This is a genomic window from Streptomyces sp. NPDC058812 (assembly GCF_042744565.1).
In the GTDB taxonomy this organism is placed as follows: Bacteria; Actinomycetota; Actinomycetes; order Streptomycetales; family Streptomycetaceae; genus Streptomyces; species Streptomyces thinghirensis.
In genome coordinates, this window is sequence record NZ_JBHYOB010000016.1 from 141,330 (window position 1) to 163,555 (window position 22,226).

Consider the following 22,226-nt stretch of genomic DNA (forward strand, 5'->3'; position numbering starts at 1 on the left):
GGTAGGCTGGCCGACGATGACACTCCCGCCCACCCTGACGACCAGGGACCCGTACGCGCGCCTGGCCCGAGGCTGCCGCCCGCGCGGCTGCCGCGCCCCCGCGCGCCGGATCCACGGCCGCCGGGTGCGGTATGTCATCGGTGACGAGCCGGGCCAGGTCAACGGCATGCGATGGCAGCAGCGCCCCGTAAGGGGCGCGGGGAACTGCGCGAGCAACCAGAGACGGCCTGAAGAGGCCTGACGACCCGCGCCCCACGGCGAACGTGCCAATACCAGACACTCACCGTGAGGTACACGCATGCCCAGCAACTTCTTCATCCCCGACCCGGAGGGTCAAGTCCCCACCGCCGAAGGCTACTTCGGCGCCTTCGGCGGCAAGTTCATTCCCGAGGCCCTCGTCGCGGCGGTCGACGAGGTGGCCGTCGAGTACGACAAGGCCAAGTCCGACCCGGAGTTCGCCCGCGAACTGGACGACCTGCTCGTCCACTACACAGGCCGCCCGTCGGCGCTGACCGAGGTCCCGCGTTTCGCCACCGAAGCCGGCGGAGCCCGTGTCTTCCTCAAGCGCGAGGACCTCAACCACACCGGCTCCCACAAGATCAACAACGTGCTCGGCCAGGCCCTGCTGACCAAGCGCATGGGCAAGACCCGCGTCATCGCGGAGACCGGCGCCGGCCAGCACGGCGTGGCGACGGCGACGGCCTGCGCGCTCTTCGGCCTCGACTGCACCATCTACATGGGCGAGATCGACACCCGTCGCCAGGCCCTCAACGTGGCCCGCATGCGCATGCTCGGCGCCGAGGTCATCGCCGTGAAGTCCGGCAGCCGCACGCTCAAGGACGCGATCAACGAGGCCTTCCGCGACTGGGTCGCCAACGTCGACCGCACCCACTACCTGTTCGGCACCGTCGCCGGCCCGCACCCCTTCCCGGCGATGGTGCGCGACTTCCACCGCGTCATCGGCGTCGAGGCCCGCCGCCAGCTCCTGGAGCAGGCCGGACGCCTCCCCGACGCCGCGATCGCCTGCGTCGGCGGCGGCTCCAACGCCATCGGCCTCTTCCACGCCTTCATCCCCGACGCGGACGTCCGCCTCATCGGCTGCGAGCCGGCCGGGCACGGCATCGACAGCGGCGAGCACGCGGCCACCCTGACCGCGGGCGAGCCCGGCATCCTGCACGGCTCCCGTTCCTACGTCCTCCAGGACGACGAGGGGCAGATCACCGAGCCGTACTCGATCTCGGCGGGGCTCGACTACCCCGGCATCGGTCCCGAGCACAGCTACCTCAAGGACTCCGGCCGCGGCGAGTACCGCGCGGTGACCGACGACGCCGCCATGCAGGCGCTGCGCCTGCTGTCGCGCACCGAGGGCATCATCCCGGCCATCGAGAGCGCCCACGCGCTGGCCGGTGCCATCGAGGTCGGCAAGGAGCTGGGCAAGGACGGGCTGATCGTCGTCAACCTGTCCGGTCGCGGCGACAAGGACATGGACACCGCCGCCCGCTACTTCGGGCTCTACGACACCGACGCCGAGGTCGCCGCCGACGAGGCCGGCACCGCCGAGATCGAGGGGGACGCCAAGTGAGCGGGAACGTACAGCTGCTGAACGACACCCTCGCGGCGGCCAAGGCCGAGGGCCGCTCCGCCCTCATCGCCTACCTCCCGGCCGGGTTCCCGACCGTGGACGGCGGCATCGAGGCGATCAAGGCCGCGCTCGACGGCGGCGCCGACGTCGTCGAGGTCGGTCTGCCGCACAGCGACCCCGTCCTCGACGGCCCGGTCATCCAGACCGCCGACGACATCGCCCTGCGCGGCGGCGTGCGCATCGCCGACGTGATGCGGACGGTCCGGGAGGCGCACGCGGCCACCGGCAAGCCGATCCTCGTCATGACGTACTGGAACCCCATCGACCGCTACGGCGTCGAGCGCTTCACCGCCGAGCTGGCCGAGGCGGGCGGCGCCGGGTGCATCCTGCCCGACCTGCCCGTCCAGGAGTCGGCGCTGTGGAGGGAGCACGCCGACAAGCACGGGCTCGCCACCGTCTTCGTGGTCGCGCCCAGCAGCAAGGACGCGCGGCTCGCCGAGATCACCGCGGCCGGCAGCGGCTTCGTCTACGCCGCCTCCCTCATGGGCGTCACCGGCACCCGCGAGTCGGTCGGCGCGCAGGCCGAGGACCTGGTGCGGCGCACCCGCGCCACCACCGGCATCCCCGTCTGCGTCGGGCTCGGCGTCTCCAACGCCGCACAGGCCGCCGAGGTGGCCGGCTTCGCCGACGGCGTGATCGTCGGCTCGGCGTTCGTCAAGCGCATGCTGGACGCCCCTGACGACGCGGCCGGACTTGAGGGCGTCCGCACGCTCGCCGCCGACCTGGCGAAGGGCGTGCGCGGACAGGCGTGACGACAAGCACGTGACAGAGGTCCCTCGTACGGGTGGACCTGGGACCGGGGAGGCGCGCTGCGCCTCCCCGGTTCGTTCTGCGGGGTGTGAGCGAGAAGAACCGAGAGGGAAAGCGCACCGCCCGTCAGAAGCTGGCGGCCGAGCGCGAGAAGCAGAAGTCCAAGGACAAGCGCCGGCGCGCGCTGATCGTCGGCGCGAGCGTGGTCTGCGTCCTGGGGCTCGCGGCGGTGATCGGCGTGGTCGCCGCCAACGCGGGCAAGGACGACGGCAGCGAGTCGGCCGGCCCGATCGTGGCGCCCTCGGGCGCGCAGGGCAAGGACAGCCTCGCGATCCCCGTCGGCGAGGAGAGCGCCAAGTCGACGCTCGTCATCTGGGAGGACTTCCGCTGCCCGGCCTGCAAGGCCTTCGAGTTGGCGTACCGCGACACGATCCACGAGCTCACCGAAGCCGGGCAGCTCAAGGTCGAGTACCACCTGGCGACGATCATCGACGGAAACATGGGCGGCACCGGCTCCCGCAAGGCCGCCAACGCCGCGGCCTGCGCCCAGGACGCGGGCAAGTTCACGCCGTACCACGACGTGCTGTTCACCAACCAGCCGGCGGAGGCCGACGACGCTTTCGCCGACGAGAACAAGCTGATCGATCTGGCGGGCAAGGTCGACGGCCTCGACACCGCGCTCTTCCAGGAGTGCGTCGAGGGCGGCAAGCACAACAGCTGGGTGGAGAAGTCCAACGAGGCCTTCCGCACCGGTGGCTTCAGCGGCACGCCGACCGTGCTGCTGGACGGCAAGAACATCTACCAGGACCGCTCCATGACACCGGCGAAGCTGAAGCAGCTGGTGCAGGACGCCGACAAGTAGCGACGCCGACAAGTGGCGCGGTGGTGGGCGGCGGAGCGCCCGCGGGTCCGTCCGCGGGACGCGTCCTCCGTCCGCCTGTTACGGACCCGTAGCCGGGCTGCCCGACGCGGGCACCGTCCGACACGGTAGCGTCGACCCTGCCATGGAACTTGCCTTCATTCCCAGCCCGTCCAGCGGGGTGCTGCACCTCGGTCCCATCCCGCTGCGCGGCTACGCGTTCTGCATCATCATCGGCGTCTTCGTTGCCGTCTGGCTCGGCAACAAGCGCTGGGTCGCCAGAGGCGGGCGGCCCGGCACGGTGGCCGACATCGCGGTCTGGGCCGTTCCCTTCGGCCTGATCGGCGGCCGGCTCTACCACGTGATCACGGACTACCAGCTGTACTTCAGCGAGGGCCGTGACTGGGTCGACGCCTTCAAGATCTGGGAGGGCGGCCTCGGAATCTGGGGCGCGATCGCGTTCGGCGCGGTGGGCGCGTGGATCGGTGCCCGGCGCCGGGGCGTCCCGATGCCCGTGTACGCCGACGCCGTCGCCCCCGGCATCGCCCTCGCCCAGGCCATCGGCCGCTGGGGGAACTGGTTCAACCAGGAGCTGTACGGCCGGGCCACCGACCTGCCCTGGGCCGTGGAGATCACCTCGTCGGCCGACGGACGGGTGCCGGGCACGTACCACCCGACGTTCCTGTACGAGTCGCTGTGGTGCATCGGCGTGGCCCTGCTCGTCATCTGGGCCGACCGCCGCTTCAAGCTGGGCCACGGGCGGGCGTTCGCGCTGTACGTCGCCGCGTACTGCGCGGGCCGGTTCTGGATCGAGTACATGCGCGTCGACGATGCCCACCACATCCTCGGTCTGCGGCTGAACAACTGGACCGCGCTCCTCGTGTTCCTGCTCGCCGTGGTGTACATGGTGCTCTCGGCGCGGACGCGGCCGGGCCGGGAGGCCGTGGTCGAGCCGGGCGCGGAGTCCTCCGACGGTGACGCCGGGGACGACGCGAAGGGGGACACGGACGCCGACGCCAAGGACGCCAAGGACGCCGGGGACAACAAGGACTCCGGTGGCGACGGCACCGTGGAGGACGAGAAGAGCGTGAAGGACGTGAAGGACGGGGCCGACTCGGCCAAGAAGGGCTGACGGCCCGCCGCCGCACGTCGCCGAGGGCGCCCGGAGAGTTCCGGGCGCCCTCGGCCTGTGTCAGGACGCCTGTGTCATGACAGGGCGGGCCGCCGGGCCAGCGACAGGATGCGCTGCGCCGTCGCCACCACCGCCGCGTCGACGAACCGTCCGTCCGGCAGTGCCAGTGCGCCCGGCTGCGCGGTGGCCGCCTTGACGATCGTCTCCGCCTCCTCCAGCTCCCGTTCGGTCGGCAGGTACGCCCGCTCGATGATCGGCAGCTGGCGGGGGTGGATCGCGGCCCGGCCGAGGAAGCCCAGGGCCCGGCCGTGGGCGCAGGAAGCGGCCAGACCCTCCAGGTCCCGGGTGTCCGGATGCACCGTCTGCGACGGCGGCGCCAGCCCCGCCGCCCGCGCCGCCACGACCACGCGCGAGCGGGACCAGTCCAGGCCCGTGTCGCCGCGTACACCCAGGTCGGCCCGGAGGTCCGCCTCGCCGAGGGCGATGCCGCGCAGTGACGGGTGGGCCGCGGCGATCCGGTACGCCCGCTCCACGCCCAGGGCCGTCTCCAGGAGGGCGTACAGGGGTGGTCCGGCGGTCGTCGCCGCGACGCCGGCGATCTGGTCCGGGGACGTCACCTTGGGCAGCCGCAGCCCGGACAGTCCCGGCAGCGCGGCCAGCGCCGCCAGGTCCGCCGCGGCGAGCGGCCCGTCCAGGGCGTTGACGCGGACGTGGACCGGCACCGGCTGCGGCTCGGTGAGCAGCTCGGCGGTGGCCTCGCGGGCGTACTCCTTGCGGTCCGGGGCGACCGCGTCCTCCAGGTCGATCACGACGACGTCGGCACCCGCGGCGAGCGCCTTGGCGACCACCCGGGGGCGGTCCCCGGGGGCGTACAGCCAGGTCAGTGGGGGTGCGGTCATACGACGCCCTCCTCGCGCAGCTCCTTCACATCCGCCGGGGTCAGGCCCAGCCCGGTCAGCACCTCCTCGGTGTCCGCGCCGTGCGGGCGGCCCGCCCAGCGGATCGCGCCGGGGGTCGCGGAGAGCCGGAAGAGGACGTTCTGCATGCGCAGCGGACCCAGCTCGGGATCGTCGACGGTGGTGACCGTGTCGAGGGCCTGGTACTGCGGGTCGGCCATCACGTCCCGTACGTCCTGGACGGGCGCGACTGCGGCCTCGGCCTTCTCGAATTCCGCGAGGACGTCGGCGCGGCTGTGCCGGGCGATCCAGTCGCCGACCGCAGTGTCGAGCACGTCGGCGTGCCGGGCCCGGTCGGCGCCCGATCCGAACCAGGGCTCGTCGATCAGTTCCGGGCGGCCCACCAGGCGCATCACGCGCTCGGCGACGGACTGGGCGGAGGTGGAGACGGCGACCCAGGTGCCGTCGGCGGTGCGGTAGGTGTTGCGCGGGGCGTTGTTCTGGGAGCGGTTGCCGGTGCGCGGCTGGACGTGGCCGAGCTGGTCGTACCAGGTCGGCTGCGGGCCCAGCACGGTCAGGATCGGCTCGATGATCGCCATGTCGACGACCTGGCCCTCGCCGGTGCGGTCCCGGGCGGCCAGCGCGGTCATCACGGCGTACGACGTCGCCAGGGCGGCGATCGAGTCCGCGAGGCCGAACGGCGGCAGCGTCGGGGGCGCGTCGGGCTCGCCGGTCATCGCGGCGAAGCCGCTCATGGCCTCGGCGAGCGTGCCGAAGCCGGGGCGGCGTGCGTACGGGCCGAACTGGCCGAAGCCGGTGACCCGGGTGAGGACCAGGCGCGGGTTGACGGCGGACAGCTCGTCCCAGCCCAGGTCCCACTTCTCCAGGGTGCCCGGGCGGAAGTTCTCGATGACGACGTCCGCGGTGGCGGCGAGGCGGAGCAGGGTGGTGCGGCCGGCAGGCTTGGACAGGTCCAGGGTGATCGTGCGCTTGTTGCGGCCCAGCAGCTTCCACCACAGGCCGATGCCGTCCTTGGACGGGCCGTGGCCCCGGGAGGGGTCGGGCCGGCCGGGGTGCTCGACCTTGACGACGTCGGCACCGAAGTCGCCGAGCATGGTGGCCGCGAGGGGGCCCGCGAAGAGGGTGGCGAGGTCGAGGACGCGCAGGCCGGTCAGCGGAGCGTGGACGGGGGCGGGGGGCACGACGGGCGGGGGCGCGGTCATGGGCGGGTGGCCTCCCTGTGGGTGAGGTGGGCGAGGGTGTCGAAGCCGGTACCGTCGAAGTCGCCGACCGAGGTGGCCAGGCGGTTCTTCAGGGGGGCCGTCCAGCGCTCGGGCAGGGCGGCGGGGGAGCCGGCGAGGAGACCGGCGACGCTGCCGGCGGTGGCGCCGTTGGAGTCGGTGTCCCAGCCTCCCGACACGGCACGGGAGACCGAACCGGTGAAGTCGCCGTCCGCGTGGGTGAGGGCCGCGGCGAGCAGGGCGGTGTTGGGGACGGCGTGGACCCAGTGGTGGGTGGGGGAGTGGAGGGCGTGGAGCGCGTCCACGACCGTGTCGAAGTCGGCGTGGGTCTCGGCGAGATGGACGCCGTGGCGGACGGCTCCGGCGAGACGGGAACCGGGCGGTACGACCGTGAGGCCGGTGCGCAGGCAGGCGTGGACGTCTTGCGTGCCGGTGGCGGCGGTGGCGATGACGGCCGCCGCGAACATCGCCGCGTAGACGCCGTTGGCGGTGTGGGTGAGGGTCGCGTCGCGGTGCGCCCGTTCGGCGGCGGCGGCCGGGTCGCCGGGGTTGGTCCAGCCGTGCACGTCGGCGCGGATCAGGGCGCCGATCCACTCGCGGAAGGGGTTGCGGTGGCGGGCGGTGTGCGGGGGTTCCAGGCCGGTGAGGAGGTTGCGGTAGGCGAGGCGTTCGGCGGTGAAGGTGCGGCCGGCGGGCAGCTCGTCGAGCCAGACGCGGGCGACGTCGGCGGTGGTGAAGGTCCTGCCGTGGCGCTGGAGGAGCAGGAGGCCCAGGAGGGGGTAGTTGAGGTCGTCGTCCTCCGGCATGCCGTCGATGTTCTCGGCGAGGGAGGTCGGCGCGGAGCGGCGGTTCCAGGGGTACGTGGCGGTGAGGTCCTCGGGGAGGCCCCGGGCCGTGAAGTAGGCGGTCGGGGGCCAGTTGCCGGCGGCCTTGGCGAGTTGGCGGATGCCGGTCAGGGGGAGCTTCTCGACGGGCTTGCCGAGGAGGCAGCCGGCGGCTCGGCCGAGCCAGGCGGCTTCGAGGCGGGCTGGGGACACGGTCCCGGGGCGGGGTGCGGGCCAGTCGGGACACAGGGACCTGATCCGGTCGAGTTCCGTCGGTTCCGCCTCCGCCAAGGGGCTGGGCAGGGCGGACAGTTCGTCCAGCAGGTCTTCCGCGAGCAGGCGGAGGCGGGGGGAGGCCGGCTGGGCGGACGTGCCCGCTCGGGCGGGGGCCGCGCAGCCGCCTGCCGCTCTCCAGCGAGCCGCGATCGCCGACGGGTCGCGGCCGTCCTGCGCCGCCTGGCGCAGTTCGTGGCCGATCAGGTCCTCGGGCTGGACCCAGGTCAGTCGGAGCATCTCGCGCCTCCGATCGCGGTGAACGCCCGCTCGTGGAGGCGGCGTCGCGCCACGTCGCGCTCGAAGACCTCCCGGGCCACCGCGGTGAGCGTCGCGGCCGGTTCCCAGAGGTCCAGACGGCTCGCCTCCGCGACCGTCTTCGCCCAGTCCTCCGGGACCGGTGAACCCAGCGCACCGGCCAGCGCGCCCGCCATCGTGGCGATGGAGTCGCAGTCGCGGCCGTAGTTCACCGCGCCGAGGACCGCGTGCCGGTAGTCGCCGCCGGAGACGAGCAGCATGCCGAGGGCGACGGGCAGTTCCTCGATCGCGTGCACGCGGGACGGGCGGCGTGCGGCCAGTGAGGGCGCGCGGTAGTCGGGGCCCACCGTGTCGTAGGGGGCCACCGCCTCCCGCAGCGGCGCGAGTGCCGACTCGAAGTCCGAGTACCGGCCGGCCACTTCGCAGACCGCCTCGATCGCCGCCCGGGTGCCGTCCTTCGCCAGGGACAGACAGGCCGACACCACCGAGTCCGGCGTCGCCCCCGGCGCGCACGCCGCGGCCACCGCCGCCGCGAGGACACCGGCCGCCTCACGGCCGTACGACGACTGGTGTGCGCCCGCGACGTCCAGCGCCTCGGCGTAGGCGCCCGCCGGGTGCGCCGCGTTGACCAGGCCGACCGGGGCCACGTACATCGCGGCACCGCAGTTGACGATGTTGCCGGTGCCCGCCTCGCGGGGGTCCACGTGGCCGTAGTGGATCCTCGCGGCCAGCCACTTCTCCGCCAGGAAGACCCGCTGGAGCGGGAGCGCCTCGGCCTCCAGCTCCGGGATCCAGCGCGGGTTCGCCATCAGGTCCGGGACCAGGTGCTCGGCGACCGAGTAGGCGTCGAGGTGGTCGCGGACCGTGCCGTACACCCGGACCAGCGCGTGGGTCATCAGGGTGTCGTCGGTGACGTGGCCGTCGCCCTTGTGGTACGGGGCGATGGGGCGGGCGGTGCGCCAGGCGTCGCCGTTCCAGGGGCCGACGACGCCGTGGACGCGGCCGCCGTGGCGTTCGACGATCTGCTCGGGGGAGTAGCCCTCGACCGGGCCGCCGAGGGCGTCGCCGACGGCCGCGCCGACGAGGGCGCCGGTGATGCGCTCGTCCAGGGTCGCCGTGCGGTTCTCCGCCGTGCGGTTCTCCGCTGTGCCGGTTGTCCTCATGTCGCGTGTCGCCCTTCTTGTCCTTCGGGTCCTTCTCGTCCTTCTCGTCGGGACGGTTGCGTGGCGTGCAGGAGTCCGGCGAGTTCGACCAGGTCGGTGCCGGTGAGCCGGGGCAGTACGCAGCCGGGGAGGGTGCGGCAGGTCTCCCGCCAGGTTTCGGGGATCGACGCGCCACCGCCCAGCGCACCGGTGAGGGCGCCGGCCAGCGCGGGAGCGGAGTCCGCGACCCTCGACAGACAGACCGCCGCCGGTACGGCCTCCGCGATGCGGCCCCGGGCGGCGGTGGCCAGGGCGAGGGCGACCGGAACGGTCTCGGCGGCGGCGATGCCGTAGCTGTAGACGTGGTCGACGATCTGGTGCTCCAGCAGCGGGACAAGAGCGAAGGTGGTCTCGGCGTCCGCCGCCAGGGCCAGTGCCTGGCGGGCGTTGCGGCCGATCTCCGTCTCCCCGGGAAGCTCGGCGAGCGCGGCGTCCACGCAGGTGCGTACGTCCGCGCCGTCGAGGGCGCACGCCACAGCCGCCGCCATGGCTCGCGCGCCGTGCACGCCGTCGCCGTCCTGGGTGTAGCGGGCGTCGAACTCGGCGAGGTCGGCGGCGGGCCGCGGGGCGCCGGGGTGGGCGACGGCGAGGACGCAGGCCCGGACGCAGGCGGCGTCGTCGAAGTAGTGCGGGTTGTCGTGGCCGGTGGCGGGCGGGCGCAGGCCGGTGGCGAGGTTGCCGAGCCCGGCCCGTACCGAGATGCGGGCCCGCAGCGGCAGTACCGCCGACTCGGCCTCCGGGGCGCGTTCCGTCGCCGCGGCCACCTCACTGGCGACGGCGTTCCAGGTCAGGTCGATCGCCGCCCGCATCCGGCGTTCCCGGCTCAGGTCCCCGAGCGCGCTGTCGTCCCCGGCCCGCAGCACCGCCTCCGCCGCGAACGCCGCCCACTCGGCGTCGTCCGAGGGCCCGAGGCGCAGCGGCTCCGGGGGTTGGTTCAGGGCGATGGGGACGGGGAGCGTGGTGGTCGCGTTCTGCTCGGCGAAGGTGTCCAGCTCGCGGGTGAGGCGGCGCGTCCACTCGGGCATCCGGGCGGCCCGGTGCCGGGCGGCGGGCCAGCCGGCGGCGTCTCCCGCGGCGAGCCCGAGGAGGAGGCCCTCGATGCGGTCGGGTCGCGGCGTCGGGCGGGGCGGGGTGGCGGCTTCGGCCCGGGGCGCGGTGCGGGGCGGGGTGGCGGCTTCGGCCCGGGGCGCGGTGCGGGGCGGGACGGTGTGCTCGGGACCCGGCCGGTGCCCGCTCCCGGCGGGCGTGGGCCCCTCCGGCGCGCCGGGCGGGGCGACGTACGCCGTGGTGGCCGGTTCCTCGGCGCCGGGACGTGCCCTGCTCACGGCGTCACCCCCGTAGGCCCGTCGCCGCCCGTATGGGGGCCGGGCCCCTCACGCGCTGCGGAACCTGCCTCCGGCCCGGGCTGGTCATGCGGCGCGGAGCACTGGCCCGGGGCGCGCGCCTCGCTCCGTACGCCGCTCTCACCCGCCGGGGGCGGCCCGCTCACTACGGCACACGCCGCCCACTCCGCACTCCGTGTCGCCGGTTCCGGGCACGGCGTCTTCGCCCGGGTGCTCTGTGTTGCCGGGTTCGCGCTTCGCGTTTTCGTGTCCGTACTCCGTGTTGCCCCACTCGGCGTCTTCGTGCCCGCATGCCGCGTTGCTGGTTCCGTGCTCGGCGTCCGTGTCTCCTCACTCCGCGTTGCCGGTTCCGTGCTCGGCGTCCGCGTCTCCTCACTCCGCGTTGCCGGTTCCGTGCTCGGCGTCTTCGTGCCCGCATGCCGCGTCGCTGGTTCCGTGCTCGGCGTCCGCGTCTTCTCACTCCGCGTTGCTGGTTCCGTGCTCGGCGTCTTCGTGCCCGCATGCCGCGTCGCTGGTTCCGTGCCCCGCGTCCTCGGCTCCGCACCGCGCTGGGCCTCCTCCGCCCCCCGCGCCAGCAGGTCCGCGACCTCCAGCACATGGTGTCCGGCCATCGCCGGCAGGCAGCTGCCGCGGGCCGGGCCGATGGCCGACGCCCACTCGGCCGGGATGGCGGCGGCCCCCTGGGTCGCACCGGCCAGGGCGCCGGCCACCGCTGCCGTGGTGTCGGCGTCGCGGCCCATGTTGACGGCCGTCAGCACCGCGTCCGTGAAGTCGCCGTCGGCCGCCGCGTACGCGCCGAAGGCGAGGGCGACCGCCTCGGGGGCCAGGTCGGTCCAGGGGTAGCCGCCGATGACCACCGCGGAGCGGACGGCGCGTTCGCCGCGGTGGGCCGCCGTCATCGCGCGGCGCAGGCAGCGGGCCGTCCAGGAGTCGTCCGGGACGACGGCCAGGGCGGAGGCGACGACCGCGACGGTCGGTGCCCCCGCCATCGCCGCCGCGACCCCCGCCGCCACCGCCTGGCCGCCGTAGATGCCCTCGCCGTCGTGGCTGACCGAGCCGTCGATCGCCACCAGCCGGGCGGCCTCGGCGGGACGGCCCGCCGCGAAGACGCCGTAGGGCGCGGCCCGCATGGCCAGGCCGTCGCTCCAGGCGTGGCGGTGCTGCGCGGAGATGGGGGCGGCGAGGCCCCGGCGCAGGTTCTCCAGGGTGCCGCGCTCGCTGAAGCCCGCGCCCCGGAAGGGGCCCTCCTCCCGGTCCGCGATCCACTCGTGCCAGGCCGTCTCGACGTGGGCGGGGGTGAGCCCGGAGCCGTACCGGGCCAGCAGCAGGCCCGAGAAGATCGCGTACTCGGTGTCGTCGGTGCCGGCCGGCTTCCTGGACACGTATCCCGTGATGCGGCCCCAGCGGGCGCGGATCTCGGAGGGCTTCATGTTCTCGGCCGGCGCCCCGAGGGCGTCGCCGACGGCCAGTCCCAGCAGCGCGCCCCGGGCCCGTTCGCGGAGCCCGACCGCGTCACCGGGCGCGGGGACCGGGGGAATGCAGGCGGTGGATGCCATGCGGCCGCTCCTCTCCCTTTGCGCATCTGTCCCCGGTGGGGTGTGCCGCGCAGCCTCACAGGGCGCAGCGTCACCCGGTCGACATCTGTGCGGTCAAGATCACGGATGAGCGCGCAAGGGTAAAACCGCAGGTAAGCCCAGCCTTTCCTTGCTGGCGAGGTGGAAATGACCAGCGTAGATTGTTTGTTGTCGAGAAGTAGACCAGGTCCAAACTAGCTTCCCCGGGGGAACTCTCATGGCCATCATCGAGACCGAGGCGCCACTGCACGAGGCGCACCGCGACAACCACACCCACCGCGACGTGAACGGCGGCTGGCTGCGCCCCGCCGTCTTCGGCGCGATGGACGGCCTGGTCTCCAACCTCGCCCTGATGACCGGTGTCGCGGGCGGCGCGGCCGGTCAGCAGACCGTCGTGCTGAGCGGGCTGGCCGGGCTGGCCGCCGGCGCCTTCTCCATGGCCGCCGGCGAGTACACCTCCGTCGCCTCGCAGCGCGAGCTGGTCGAGGCCGAGCTGGACGTGGAGCGCCGGGAGCTGAAGAAGCACCCGGCGGACGAGGAGGCCGAGCTGGCCGCGCTCTACGAGGCGCGGGGTGTGGAGCCGGACCTCGCGCGCGAGGTGGCCCGGCAACTGTCCCGTGACCCCGAGCAGGCCCTGGAGATACACGCCCGTGAGGAGCTGGGCATCGACCCCGGCGACCTGCCCTCGCCGTCGGTCGCGGCCGTGTCGTCGTTCGGCTCGTTCGCGCTGGGCGCCCTGCTCCCCGTCCTGCCGTTCCTGCTCGGCGCCGGTGCGCTGTGGCCCGCGGTGGTGCTCGCGCTGGCCGGGCTGTTCCTGTGCGGCGCGGTGGTGGCCAAGGTGACTGCGCGCAGCTGGTGGTACAGCGGACTGCGGCAGCTCGCCCTCGGTGGTGCGGCGGCCGGTGTGACGTACCTCCTGGGCAGCCTGTTCGGAACGGCCGTAGGATAGCCCGGCTCGAACTTATGCGTCGGACCGCATAAGTAGCCGTTACTCGCTGGTTTCGAGTGTGTGATCCCCGGGCATGAGCCGTAAGCGCTGTGGGCAATGAGGCCCGCCGCGCGTCGGCGGAGTGAGCGACGAAGCTCCCTCCGTGCCTCGGGCCGACGGACATCGATCTGTCCGCTGCGGTCTCCATAGCTTCCACCGCTGGGTGCGGCACCCCGCCGCGAATCCCTCGGTGTCCGCATGTTGGAACGGATTATCCCGGTTCCCGAGAACCGCTCCATCATGTAACCTGCACGAAATTTTGCACTCAGCAGAGGGCCAACGTCGTCCCTCGGCACTTGCACATGCCAGATGACGACGACGGGAGAGCCGATGCGTACGCCGCGCCAGCCGTCCCAGCACTCCGCGAATGGCCAGAACCGGTCCTTCATGGATGCTCGCCCTGCTGCGCAGGGTATGTACGACCCCCGCAACGAGCACGACGCCTGCGGCGTCGGTTTCGTCGCCACTCTGACCGGCGAGGCGTCCCACACCCTGGTCGACCAGGCACTCACCGTGCTGCGCAACCTCGAGCACCGCGGTGCCACCGGCTCCGAGCCCGACTCGGGCGACGGCGCGGGCATCCTCTCCCAGGTGCCGGACGCCTTCCTCCGCGAGGTGGCCGGATTCGAACTGCCCGAGGCCGGGGCGTACGCCGTGGGTATCGCCTTCCTGCCGGTGGACGGCACCGAGGACGCCGTCTCGCGGATCGAGACGATCGCGACCGAGGAGGGCCTCACCGTCCTCGGCTGGCGCGAGGTCCCGGTCGCCCCGCAGATGCTGGGCGCCACCGCCCGTTCGACCATGCCGGTCTTCCGCCAGATCTTCGTGGCCGACGGTGAGTCGCAGGGCATCGCCCTCGACCGCCGCGCCTTCGCGCTGCGCAAGCGCGCCGAGCGCGAGGCCGCCGTCTACTTCCCGTCGCTGTCCGCGCGGACCATCGTCTACAAGGGCATGCTGACCACCGGCCAGCTGGAGCCCTTCTTCCCGGACCTGTCCGACCGCCGCTTCGCCTCCGCGATCGCGCTCGTGCACTCCCGGTTCTCGACGAACACCTTCCCGGCCTGGCCGCTCGCCCACCCGTACCGCTTCGTCGCGCACAACGGCGAGATCAACACGGTCAAGGGCAACCGCAACTGGATGGTCGCCCGCGAGTCCCAGCTCGTCTCCGACGTCTTCGGATCGTCCTCCGACCTGGACCGGATCTTCCCGATCTGCACGCCGGACGCCTCCGACTCCGCCTCCTTCGACGAGGTCCTGGAACTGCTCCACCTCGGCGGGCGCTCGCTGCCGCACTCCGTGCTGATGATGATCCCGGAGGCGTGGGAGAACCACGACTCCATGGACCCCGCCCGGCGCGCCTTCTACCAGTTCCACTCCACGATGATGGAGCCCTGGGACGGCCCCGCCTGCGTCACCTTCACCGACGGCACCCAGGTCGGCGCCGTGCTCGACCGCAACGGCCTGCGCCCCGGCCGCTACTGGGTCACCGACGACGGCCTCGTCGTCCTCGGCTCCGAGGTCGGCGTCCTGGACATCGACCCGGCCAAGGTCGTCCGCAAGGGCCGCCTGCAGCCCGGCCGCATGTTCCTCGTGGACACCGCCGAGCACCGCATCATCGAGGACGACGAGATCAAGGCCCAGCTCGCGGCGGAGAAGCCGTACGCCGAGTGGATCGAGGCCGGCGAGATCGAGCTGTCCGACCTGCCCGAGCGCGAGCACATCGTGCACACCCACGCCTCGGTCACCCGCCGCCAGCAGACCTTCGGTTACACCGAGGAGGAGCTGCGCGTCATCCTCGCGCCGATGGCCAAGGCCGGCGCCGAGCCGATCGGCTCCATGGGCACCGACTCGCCGATCGCCGCGCTGTCCGAGCGCCCCCGGCTGCTCTTCGACTACTTCACCCAGCTCTTCGCACAGGTCACCAACCCGCCGCTGGACGCGATCCGCGAGGAACTGGTCACCTCCCTGCGCTCCTCGCTCGGCCCCCAGGGCAACCTGCTGGACCCGACGGCCGCCTCCTGCCGCAGCGTCCTGCTGCCCTTCCCGGTCATCGACAACGACGAGCTGGCCAAGCTCATCCACATCAACGCCGACGGCGACATGCCCGGCTTCAAGGCCGCGACCCTCTCCGGTCTCTACCGCGTGCACGGCGGCGGCGACGCGCTGGCCGCGCGCATAGAGGAGATGTGCGCCGAGGCCGACGCCGCCATCGAGAACGGCGCCCGGCTGATCGTCCTGTCCGACCGCCACTCGGACGCCGAGCACGCCCCGATCCCGTCGCTGCTGCTCACCGCGGCCGTGCACCACCACCTCATCCGCACCAAGCAGCGCACCGAGGTGGGCCTGCTGGTCGAGGCCGGAGACGTCCGCGAAGTCCACCACGTCGCCCTGCTCATCGGCTACGGCGCCGCCGCGGTCAACCCGTACCTGGCCATGGAGTCCGTCGAGGACCTGGTCCGCGCGGGCACCTTCCTCCAGGCCGTCGACGGCGAGCCCGAGCAGGCCATCCGCAACCTGATCTACGCCCTCGGCAAGGGCGTCCTCAAGGTCATGTCCAAGATGGGCATCTCCACCGTCGCCTCCTACCGCGGCGCCCAGGTCTTCGAGGCCGTCGGCCTCGACGAGGCCTTCGTCGCCAAGTACTTCAACGGCACGGCCACCAAGATCGGCGGCGTCGGCATCGACGTCATCGCCGAGGAGGTCGCCGCCCGCCACGCCAAGGCGTACCCGGCCAGCGGCATCGCGCCCGCCCACCGCGCCCTGGACATCGGCGGCGAGTACCAGTGGCGTCGCGAGGGCGAGCCGCACCTGTTCGACCCGGAGACGGTCTTCCGCCTCCAGCACTCCACGCGCTCCGGCAAGTACGACACCTTCAAGAAGTACACCGAGCGTGTGAACGAGCAGTCCGAGCGGCTCATGACGCTCCGCGGGCTCTTCGGCTTCAAGAGCGACCGCCAGCCCATCTCCATCGACGAGGTCGAGCCCGCCTCCGAGATCGTCAAGCGCTTCTCCACCGGCGCCATGTCGTACGGCTCCATCTCCCAGGAGGCGCACGAGACCCTCGCCATCGCCATGAACCAGCTGGGCGGCAAGTCCAACACCGGTGAGGGCGGCGAGGACCCGGAGCGCCTGTACGACCCGGCGCGCCGCTCCTCGATCAAGCAGGTCGCCTCCGGCCGCTTCGGCGTCACGTCCGAGTACCTGGTCAACGCGGACGACATCCAGATCAAGATGGCCCAGGGCGCCAAGCCCGGCGAGGGCGGCCAGCTGCCCGGCCACAAGGTGTACCCCTGGGTCGCCAAGACCCGGCACAGCACCCCGGGCGTCGGCCTGATCTCCCCGCCGCCGCACCACGACATCTACTCCATCGAGGACCTGGCCCAGCTGATCCACGACCTGAAGAACGCGAACCCGCAGGCGCGGATTCACGTCAAGCTGGTCTCCGAGGTCGGCGTCGGCACGGTCGCGGCGGGTGTGTCGAAGGCGCACGCGGACGTCGTCCTCATCTCCGGCCACGACGGCGGCACCGGCGCCTCCCCGCTCACCTCGCTCAAGCACGCCGGCGGCCCCTGGGAGCTGGGTCTCGCCGAGACTCAGCAGACCCTGCTGCTCAACGGCCTGCGCGACCGGATCGTCGTCCAGACCGACGGCCAGCTCAAGACCGGCCGGGACGTCGTCATCGCCGCGCTGCTCGGCGCCGAGGAGTTCGGTTTCGCGACCGCGCCGCTCGTCGTCTCCGGCTGCGTCATGATGCGCGTCTGCCACCTGGACACCTGCCCGGTCGGCATCGCCACCCAGAACCCGACGCTGCGCGACCGGTTCTCCGGCAAGGCCGAGTACATCGTGAACTTCTTCCGGTTCATCGCCGAGGAGGTGCGCGAGATCCTCGCCGAGCTGGGCTTCCGCTCCATCGAGGAGGCCGTCGGCCACGCCGAGACCCTCGACGTCACCCGCGCCGTGAACCACTGGAAGGCGCAGGGCCTCGACCTGGAGCCGCTGTTCCACGTGCCCGCGCTGCCCGAGGGCGCGGTGCGCCACCAGGCCGTCGAGCAGGACCACGGCCTGGAGAAGGCGCTCGACAACCAGCTGATCAAGCTCGCGGCGGACGCGCTGGCCGCCTCCGACGCCACCGGCGCCGCGCCGGTGCGCGCCCAGGTCGCGATCCGCAACATCAACCGCACGGTCGGTACCATGCTCGGCCACGAGGTGACGAAGAAGTTCGGCGGCGCGGGCCTGCCCGACGACACCGTCGACATCACCTTCACCGGCTCCGCCGGTCAGTCCTTCGGCGCCTTCGTCCCGCGCGGCATCACGCTGCGCCTGGAGGGCGACGCCAACGACTACGTCGGCAAGGGCCTCTCCGGCGGCCGCGTGATCGTCCGCCCCGACCGGGGCGCCGACCACCTCGCCGAGTACTCCACGATCGCCGGCAACACCATCGGCTACGGCGCCACCGGCGGCGAGATGTTCCTGCGCGGCAAGGTCGGCGAGCGCTTCTGCGTCCGCAACTCCGGCGCGCTGGTCGTCTCCGAGGGCGTCGGCGACCACGGCTGCGAGTACATGACCGGCGGCCACGCGGTCGTCCTCGGCGAGACCGGGCGCAACTTCGCGGCCGGCATGTCCGGCGGCATCGCCTACGTCATCGACCTGGACGCGGACAACGTCAACGCCGGCAACTCCGGCGCGGTCGAGGCCCTCGACGACGCCGACAAGCAGTGGCTGCACGACGTCGTGCGCCGGCACCAGGAGGAGACGGGCTCGACCGTCGCCGAGAAGCTGCTCGCCGAGTGGCCCGCCGCCGTGGAGCGCTTCAGCAAGATCATCCCCAGCACGTACAAGGCAGTGCTCGCCGCCAAGGACGCCGCCGAGCGAGCCGGTCTCTCCGAGACCGAGACCACCGAGAAGATGATGGAGGCGGCGACCAATGGCTGATCCCAAGGGCTTCCTGAACCACGGACGCGAGGTCGCCAAGACCCGCCCCGTCGAGGAGCGCGTCAAGGACTGGAACGAGGTCTACGTCCCCGGCTCCCTGCTGCCGATCATCAGCAAGCAGGCCAGCCGGTGCATGGACTGCGGCATCCCGTTCTGCCACAACGGCTGCCCGCTCGGGAACCTGATCCCCGAGTGGAACGACTACGCCTACCGCGAGGACTGGCAGGCCGCGCAGGAGCGCCTGCACGCCACCAACAACTTCCCGGAGTTCACCGGCCGCCTGTGCCCGGCTCCGTGCGAGTCGGCGTGCGTGCTCGGCATCAACCAGCCGCCGGTCACCATCAAGAACGTCGAGGTCTCGATCATCGACAAGGCGTGGGAGACCGGGGACGTCGCCCCGCAGATCCCCGAGCGCCTGTCGGGCAAGACCGTCGCCGTCATCGGCTCGGGCCCGGCGGGTCTCGCCGCCGCCCAGCAGCTGACCCGGGCCGGCCACACCGTCGCCGTCTACGAGCGCGCGGACCGCATCGGAGGCCTCCTCCGCTACGGCATCCCCGAGTTCAAGATGGAGAAGCGGCACATCAACCGCCGTATCGAGCAGATGCGCGCGGAAGGCACCCGCTTCCGCACCGGCGTCGAGATCGGCCGCGACCTCAAGGCCACCGACCTGAAGAAGCGCTACGACGCCGTGGTCATCGCCGCCGGTGCCACCACCGCCCGCGACCTGCCGGTCCCCGGCCGCGAGCTGAAGGGCATCCACCAGGCCATGGAGTACCTGCCCCTGGCCAACAAGGTCCAGGAGGGTGACTACGTCGCCCCGCCGATCTCGGCCGAGGGCAAGCACGTCGTCGTCATCGGCGGCGGCGACACCGGCGCCGACTGCGTGGGCACCGCCCACCGCCAGGGCGCGGCCTCCGTCACCCAGCTGGAGATCATGCCCCGGCCGGGCGAGGAGCGGGACGCGGTGCGCCAGCCGTGGCCGACCTTCCCGATGCTCTACAAGGTCACCTCGGCCCACGAGGAGGGCGGCGAGCGGGTGTACGCCGTCTCCACCACCCACTTCGAGGGCGACGAGGACGGCAACGTCCAGTGGCTGCACATGAGCGAGGTTGAGTTCATCGACGGCAAGCTCACCCCGAAGCCGGGCACCGAGCGCAAGATCCCGGCCCAGCTGGTCACCCTCGCCATGGGCTTCACCGGCACCGACCGGGAGAACGGCCTGGTCGACCAGTTCGGCCTGGAGCTCGACGAACGCGGTAACATCGCCCGGGACGCCGACTTCCAGACCAACGTGCCGGGTGTGTTCGTCGCCGGTGACGCCGGCCGCGGCCAGTCGCTCATCGTCTGGGCGATCGCGGAGGGCCGCTCGGCCGCCCGCGGCGCCGACAGCTTCCTGACCGGAGCCAGCGAACTGCCGGCCCCGATCCGTCCGACGGACCGCGCCCTCGCGGTCTGACGGACGGAAGAACCGTCCGACGGACGGAACAACCGAAGAACGTCCCGCACAAAGGCGTGCGGAACACTGATGGCGCCTGCCCCGTCCCCGACCGGACAAAGGGCAGGCGCCGTCGCATGCGCGCCTACGGCAGCCGGTAGGTGTCCCCGTACATCTCCCACACCAGCGGCGTGTCGAGCCTCATGTTCCCGGCCTCCAGGAACCGCCGCTGCGCCGTGTCCACGCGGGAGGTGTCGATACCCGGACGCTTCGCCCGCATGGCGTCCCGACGGACATCCAGGAAGGTCTTCAGGTAGGCCTTCTCGGAGCCGCCCTGCCCCGGCGTCTTCGCCTTGCGCATGGCCTGCTCGCGCAGACCGTAGAAGCCCTCGGCGTCCGTGTCGGGGCCGTGGAAGACCATCGCGTCGAAGTAGACGAACTGGCCCAGCGTGCCGAGGCCGTCCAGCTTGGCCAGGCGGACCGCCGGTTCGAAGTAGACGCGGTCGCGCTCCTCCTCCTGGGCCGCACGGAACGCCGGCAGCTCCGCCTCCGCCTGCCAGGCGGCCGTGAAGCCGGGGTCCAGGCCCTCGTGGGAGTCGCTGCCGTCGACCTCGCGCAGAGCGGGCAGGTACTCCGCCAGGCCGTTGCCCGGGTGGGCCTTCGTGTAGCGCTCGACCAGCGTGAGCAGGTCGTGCGTGCCCGTGCAGAAGCCGATGATGCCCGCCGTGTAGCCGCATCCGTCGCCGAGGTCGTCGATCGTGCCGTAGGAGGTGCGCCACTTGGTGGTCGAGTTCTCGGCGCTGGACACCAGCTGCTGGGCCAGCTCCTTCTTCGCGGGGGCGGCGAGCCCCGGCGGCAGGTCGGCGATCAGCGCGTCGTCCGCCTCCCGCTCCTCCTCCGCCCGGCTCTTGGCGTCCTCGCGGGAGGACTGTGCGGAGGCCACGGGCGGCGACACCGGGGCGTCGGCCGAGTCCGTCGGCATGACGAAGTACACCCCCGTGGCGATCACGGGAACGGCCGCGAGGAGCAGCACACCGGCACGTTTCATCGGGGAATACCTCTCATCGGGGAAGACCTCCGCCTGTCAGTTCCGACACCTTGACCGCCGCCGTCACCGCCAGCAGCACCACCAGCCCCACGCACGCGCCCACCTGCACCGCCACCCGGCGCCCGTCCCGGGGCGCGTACGCGTACGCCAGGGCCAGCGCGCCGCCCACCAGCAGGCCGCCGAGGTGGCCCTGCCAGGAGGTGAGCCCGGCGGAGAGCAGCAGCCACAGCAGAAGGAACGCCATGAAACGGTTGACGGAGGCCATGTCCGCGCCGACGCGGCGGGCCAGGACGTAGTACGCGGCCCCCAGGCCGAAGACCGCGCCGGACGCGCCGACCGAGGGCTGACCGGGGTCGGCGAACAGCAATTCGAGGACGGAACCGCCGAGCGCCGACAGCAAGTAGAGCACGGCATGGCGGACACGGCCGAGCATCGGCTCCACCACGCGCCCCAGCTGCCACAGCGCGACCATGTTCATCACGATGTGAAGAATCCCGAACGTGCCCCCGGTGGGCTCCAGGTGGAGGAAGGCGCTGGTGAGCATCCGCTCCCACTCGCCGGCGACGATCCCCTCGGCGTGGAAGTCGCCCGGATACGCGCCCTGGTAGACGTAGTGGCCGCCGTCCGGACCGACCAGCCGTGCGCCGACCATCGCGAACCGGTCCACGATCTGCGGGCGCGCCAACTCGGCCAGGTAGGCCAGGACGTTGAGCGCGATGAGCGCGTACGTCACCACGGGCGTCGTCGAGACCCGGCCGCCGACGATCGTCCGGGCCTGCCGGACCGACCGCGCCCCCTGCTTCACGCACTCGGGGCAGTGGTGGCCGACGGACGCCTCGCGCATGCAGTCCGGGCAGATGAAGCGCTCGCAGCGGGTGCAGCGGACGTGGCACTCCACCGCCGGATGGCGATAGCAGGTGGTGACGGTGGACTCGGAATCCACGGCCGGCTCCTCGGGACGGGACGGACGGTGAGCCGGTGGGGACGGCGGCGAACAAAATAGCGAATGCCTGTGGATGAGCTGAGAGGCGGGGTGCGCCGTGCCGTAACCTCGGCAGCCAGATGCCGTACGCACGGGGTGACGGGGGAGTCCGCATGGCCGCGATCAGTCTCACCAAGGTGCGGGAGACCGCTCCGGCGCTCGTCGACCTATACAAGAGCGCCGGGGTGTCGCTGACGAAGCACGGGCTGGAGGGGACGCGGGCGGCGGTCTACCTCGTCGTCGACTACTCCGGCTCCATGAAGCCGTACTACAAGGACGGCAGCGTGCAGGCGCTCGCCGACCGGGTGCTCGGGCTGTCCGCGCACCTCGACGACGACGGCACCGTGCCGGTGGTGTTCTTCTCCACGGACGTCGACGCCGTCACCGAGATCGCGCTCGCCGACCACCAAGGCCGGATCGAGCGGATCGTGGCCGACCTCGGGCACATGGGCAGGACCAGCTACCACCTGGCCATGGACGCCGTCATCGACCACTACCTCGACAGCGGCGCCCGCCACCCCGCCCTGGTCGTCTTCCAGACCGACGGCGGCCCGATCAACCGGCTCGCCGCGGAGCGGTACCTGTGCAAGGCGGCGCCGCTCCCGCTGTTCTGGCAGTTCGTCGGCTTCGGTGACCCGGGCAGCCGCCAGTTCGAGTACCTGCGGGGGCTCGACGAGTTGGCGGTGCCGGACAAACGGGTCGTCGACAACGCCGGGTTCTTCCACGCGGGCCGCGACCCGCGGAAGGTGTCCGACGCCGAGCTGTACGACCGTCTGGTGGGCGAGTTCCCCAAGTGGCTGGTGGCCGCACGCGCGCAGGGCATCGTGCGGCCCTAGGGACGCCACAG

The 22,226-nt window shown here is 72.5% G+C and carries 17 protein-coding genes; 9 read left to right on the top strand and 8 right to left on the bottom strand.

What is annotated here, in order from left to right; translation table 11 throughout:
- Positions 1-16 precede the first annotated feature (16 nt).
- The 5 genes from trpM (at position 17) to lgt (ending at position 4,383) form a co-directional block, all read left to right on the top strand.
- Complete coding sequence (trpM, locus tag ACFW48_RS28585; RefSeq protein ID WP_386319318.1) at positions 17-241, top strand: tryptophan biosynthesis modulator TrpM; 225 nt, start codon at positions 17-19, stop codon at positions 239-241.
- 57 nt (positions 242-298) lie between these two features.
- On the top strand, positions 299-1,582 hold the full coding sequence (trpB, locus tag ACFW48_RS28590; RefSeq protein WP_386319321.1) for a tryptophan synthase subunit beta: 1,284 nt from the start codon (positions 299-301) through the stop codon (positions 1,580-1,582).
- Positions 1,579-2,394: a tryptophan synthase subunit alpha gene (gene trpA / locus ACFW48_RS28595; RefSeq protein WP_210959061.1), complete on the top strand. Its 816-nt coding sequence runs from the start codon at positions 1,579-1,581 to the stop codon at positions 2,392-2,394. The genes trpB and trpA overlap by 4 nt, the downstream gene beginning before the upstream one ends.
- Before the next feature lie 86 nt (positions 2,395-2,480).
- Positions 2,481-3,254 (top strand): DsbA family protein, encoded by a 774-nt coding sequence (locus ACFW48_RS28600; protein ID WP_386319324.1) that lies wholly within the window; start codon positions 2,481-2,483, stop codon positions 3,252-3,254.
- A 142-nt stretch (positions 3,255-3,396) separates the two neighbouring features.
- A complete protein-coding gene (gene lgt, locus ACFW48_RS28605) occupies positions 3,397-4,383 on the top strand; it encodes a prolipoprotein diacylglyceryl transferase (protein WP_386319326.1) in 987 nt (328 codons plus the stop codon).
- A 74-nt stretch (positions 4,384-4,457) separates the two neighbouring features.
- Here the strand turns inward: lgt and ACFW48_RS28610 are convergent, their stop codons facing one another.
- From ACFW48_RS28610 to ACFW48_RS28635, 6 genes are all read right to left on the bottom strand, one after another.
- Complete coding sequence (locus ACFW48_RS28610) at positions 4,458-5,282, bottom strand: HpcH/HpaI aldolase/citrate lyase family protein (protein WP_386319329.1); 825 nt, start codon at positions 5,280-5,282, stop codon at positions 4,458-4,460.
- Positions 5,279-6,502, bottom strand: coding sequence for a CaiB/BaiF CoA transferase family protein (locus ACFW48_RS28615; RefSeq protein WP_386319332.1), 1,224 nt, complete (start codon positions 6,500-6,502; stop codon positions 5,279-5,281). Before ACFW48_RS28615 ends, ACFW48_RS28610 begins: the two co-directional genes overlap by 4 nt.
- Positions 6,499-7,857 (bottom strand): ADP-ribosylglycohydrolase family protein, encoded by a 1,359-nt coding sequence (locus ACFW48_RS28620; RefSeq protein WP_386319335.1) that lies wholly within the window; start codon positions 7,855-7,857, stop codon positions 6,499-6,501. The genes ACFW48_RS28615 and ACFW48_RS28620 overlap by 4 nt, the downstream gene beginning before the upstream one ends.
- Positions 7,845-9,038, bottom strand: a complete 1,194-nt coding sequence (locus ACFW48_RS28625) for an ADP-ribosylglycohydrolase family protein (protein WP_386319337.1) — start codon at positions 9,036-9,038, stop codon at positions 7,845-7,847. Before ACFW48_RS28625 ends, ACFW48_RS28620 begins: the two co-directional genes overlap by 13 nt.
- Entirely contained in the window at positions 9,035-10,177 is a 1,143-nt protein-coding gene (locus ACFW48_RS28630) for an ADP-ribosylglycohydrolase family protein (RefSeq protein WP_386319433.1), read from the bottom strand. The genes ACFW48_RS28625 and ACFW48_RS28630 overlap by 4 nt, the downstream gene beginning before the upstream one ends.
- A gap of 221 nt (positions 10,178-10,398) precedes the next feature.
- Positions 10,399-11,976 carry an ADP-ribosylglycohydrolase family protein gene (locus ACFW48_RS28635; RefSeq protein ID WP_386319340.1) on the bottom strand — a complete coding sequence of 526 codons (1,578 nt, stop codon included), beginning with the start codon at positions 11,974-11,976 and terminating at the stop codon, positions 10,399-10,401.
- Positions 11,977-12,211: 235 nt separating this feature from the next.
- On the opposite strand from ACFW48_RS28635, the gene ACFW48_RS28640 reads away from it, so the two are divergent.
- The 3 genes from ACFW48_RS28640 (at position 12,212) to ACFW48_RS28650 (ending at position 19,370) form a co-directional block, all read left to right on the top strand.
- Complete coding sequence (locus ACFW48_RS28640) at positions 12,212-12,943, top strand: VIT1/CCC1 transporter family protein (protein ID WP_386319343.1); 732 nt, start codon at positions 12,212-12,214, stop codon at positions 12,941-12,943.
- 426 nt (positions 12,944-13,369) lie between these two features.
- On the top strand, positions 13,370-17,914 hold the full coding sequence (gene gltB, locus ACFW48_RS28645) for a glutamate synthase large subunit (RefSeq protein WP_386319436.1): 4,545 nt from the start codon (positions 13,370-13,372) through the stop codon (positions 17,912-17,914).
- Complete coding sequence (locus ACFW48_RS28650) at positions 17,907-19,370, top strand: glutamate synthase subunit beta (RefSeq protein WP_386319345.1); 1,464 nt, start codon at positions 17,907-17,909, stop codon at positions 19,368-19,370. The genes gltB and ACFW48_RS28650 overlap by 8 nt, the downstream gene beginning before the upstream one ends.
- A 124-nt stretch (positions 19,371-19,494) precedes the next feature.
- Here ACFW48_RS28650 and ACFW48_RS28655 read toward each other — a convergent pair whose 3' ends face one another.
- Both ACFW48_RS28655 and ACFW48_RS28660 read right to left on the bottom strand, forming a co-directional pair.
- On the bottom strand, positions 19,495-20,397 hold the full coding sequence (locus tag ACFW48_RS28655; protein WP_386319348.1) for a chitosanase: 903 nt from the start codon (positions 20,395-20,397) through the stop codon (positions 19,495-19,497).
- 13 nt (positions 20,398-20,410) lie between these two features.
- Positions 20,411-21,340 carry a rhomboid family intramembrane serine protease gene (locus ACFW48_RS28660; RefSeq protein WP_386319350.1) on the bottom strand — a complete coding sequence of 310 codons (930 nt, stop codon included), beginning with the start codon at positions 21,338-21,340 and terminating at the stop codon, positions 20,411-20,413.
- A 152-nt stretch (positions 21,341-21,492) separates the two neighbouring features.
- Between ACFW48_RS28660 and ACFW48_RS28665 the strand changes: the two genes are divergently transcribed.
- Positions 21,493-22,215 (top strand): vWA domain-containing protein, encoded by a 723-nt coding sequence (locus ACFW48_RS28665; RefSeq protein WP_386319353.1) that lies wholly within the window; start codon positions 21,493-21,495, stop codon positions 22,213-22,215.
- The last annotated feature ends 11 nt before the right edge of the window (positions 22,216-22,226 follow it).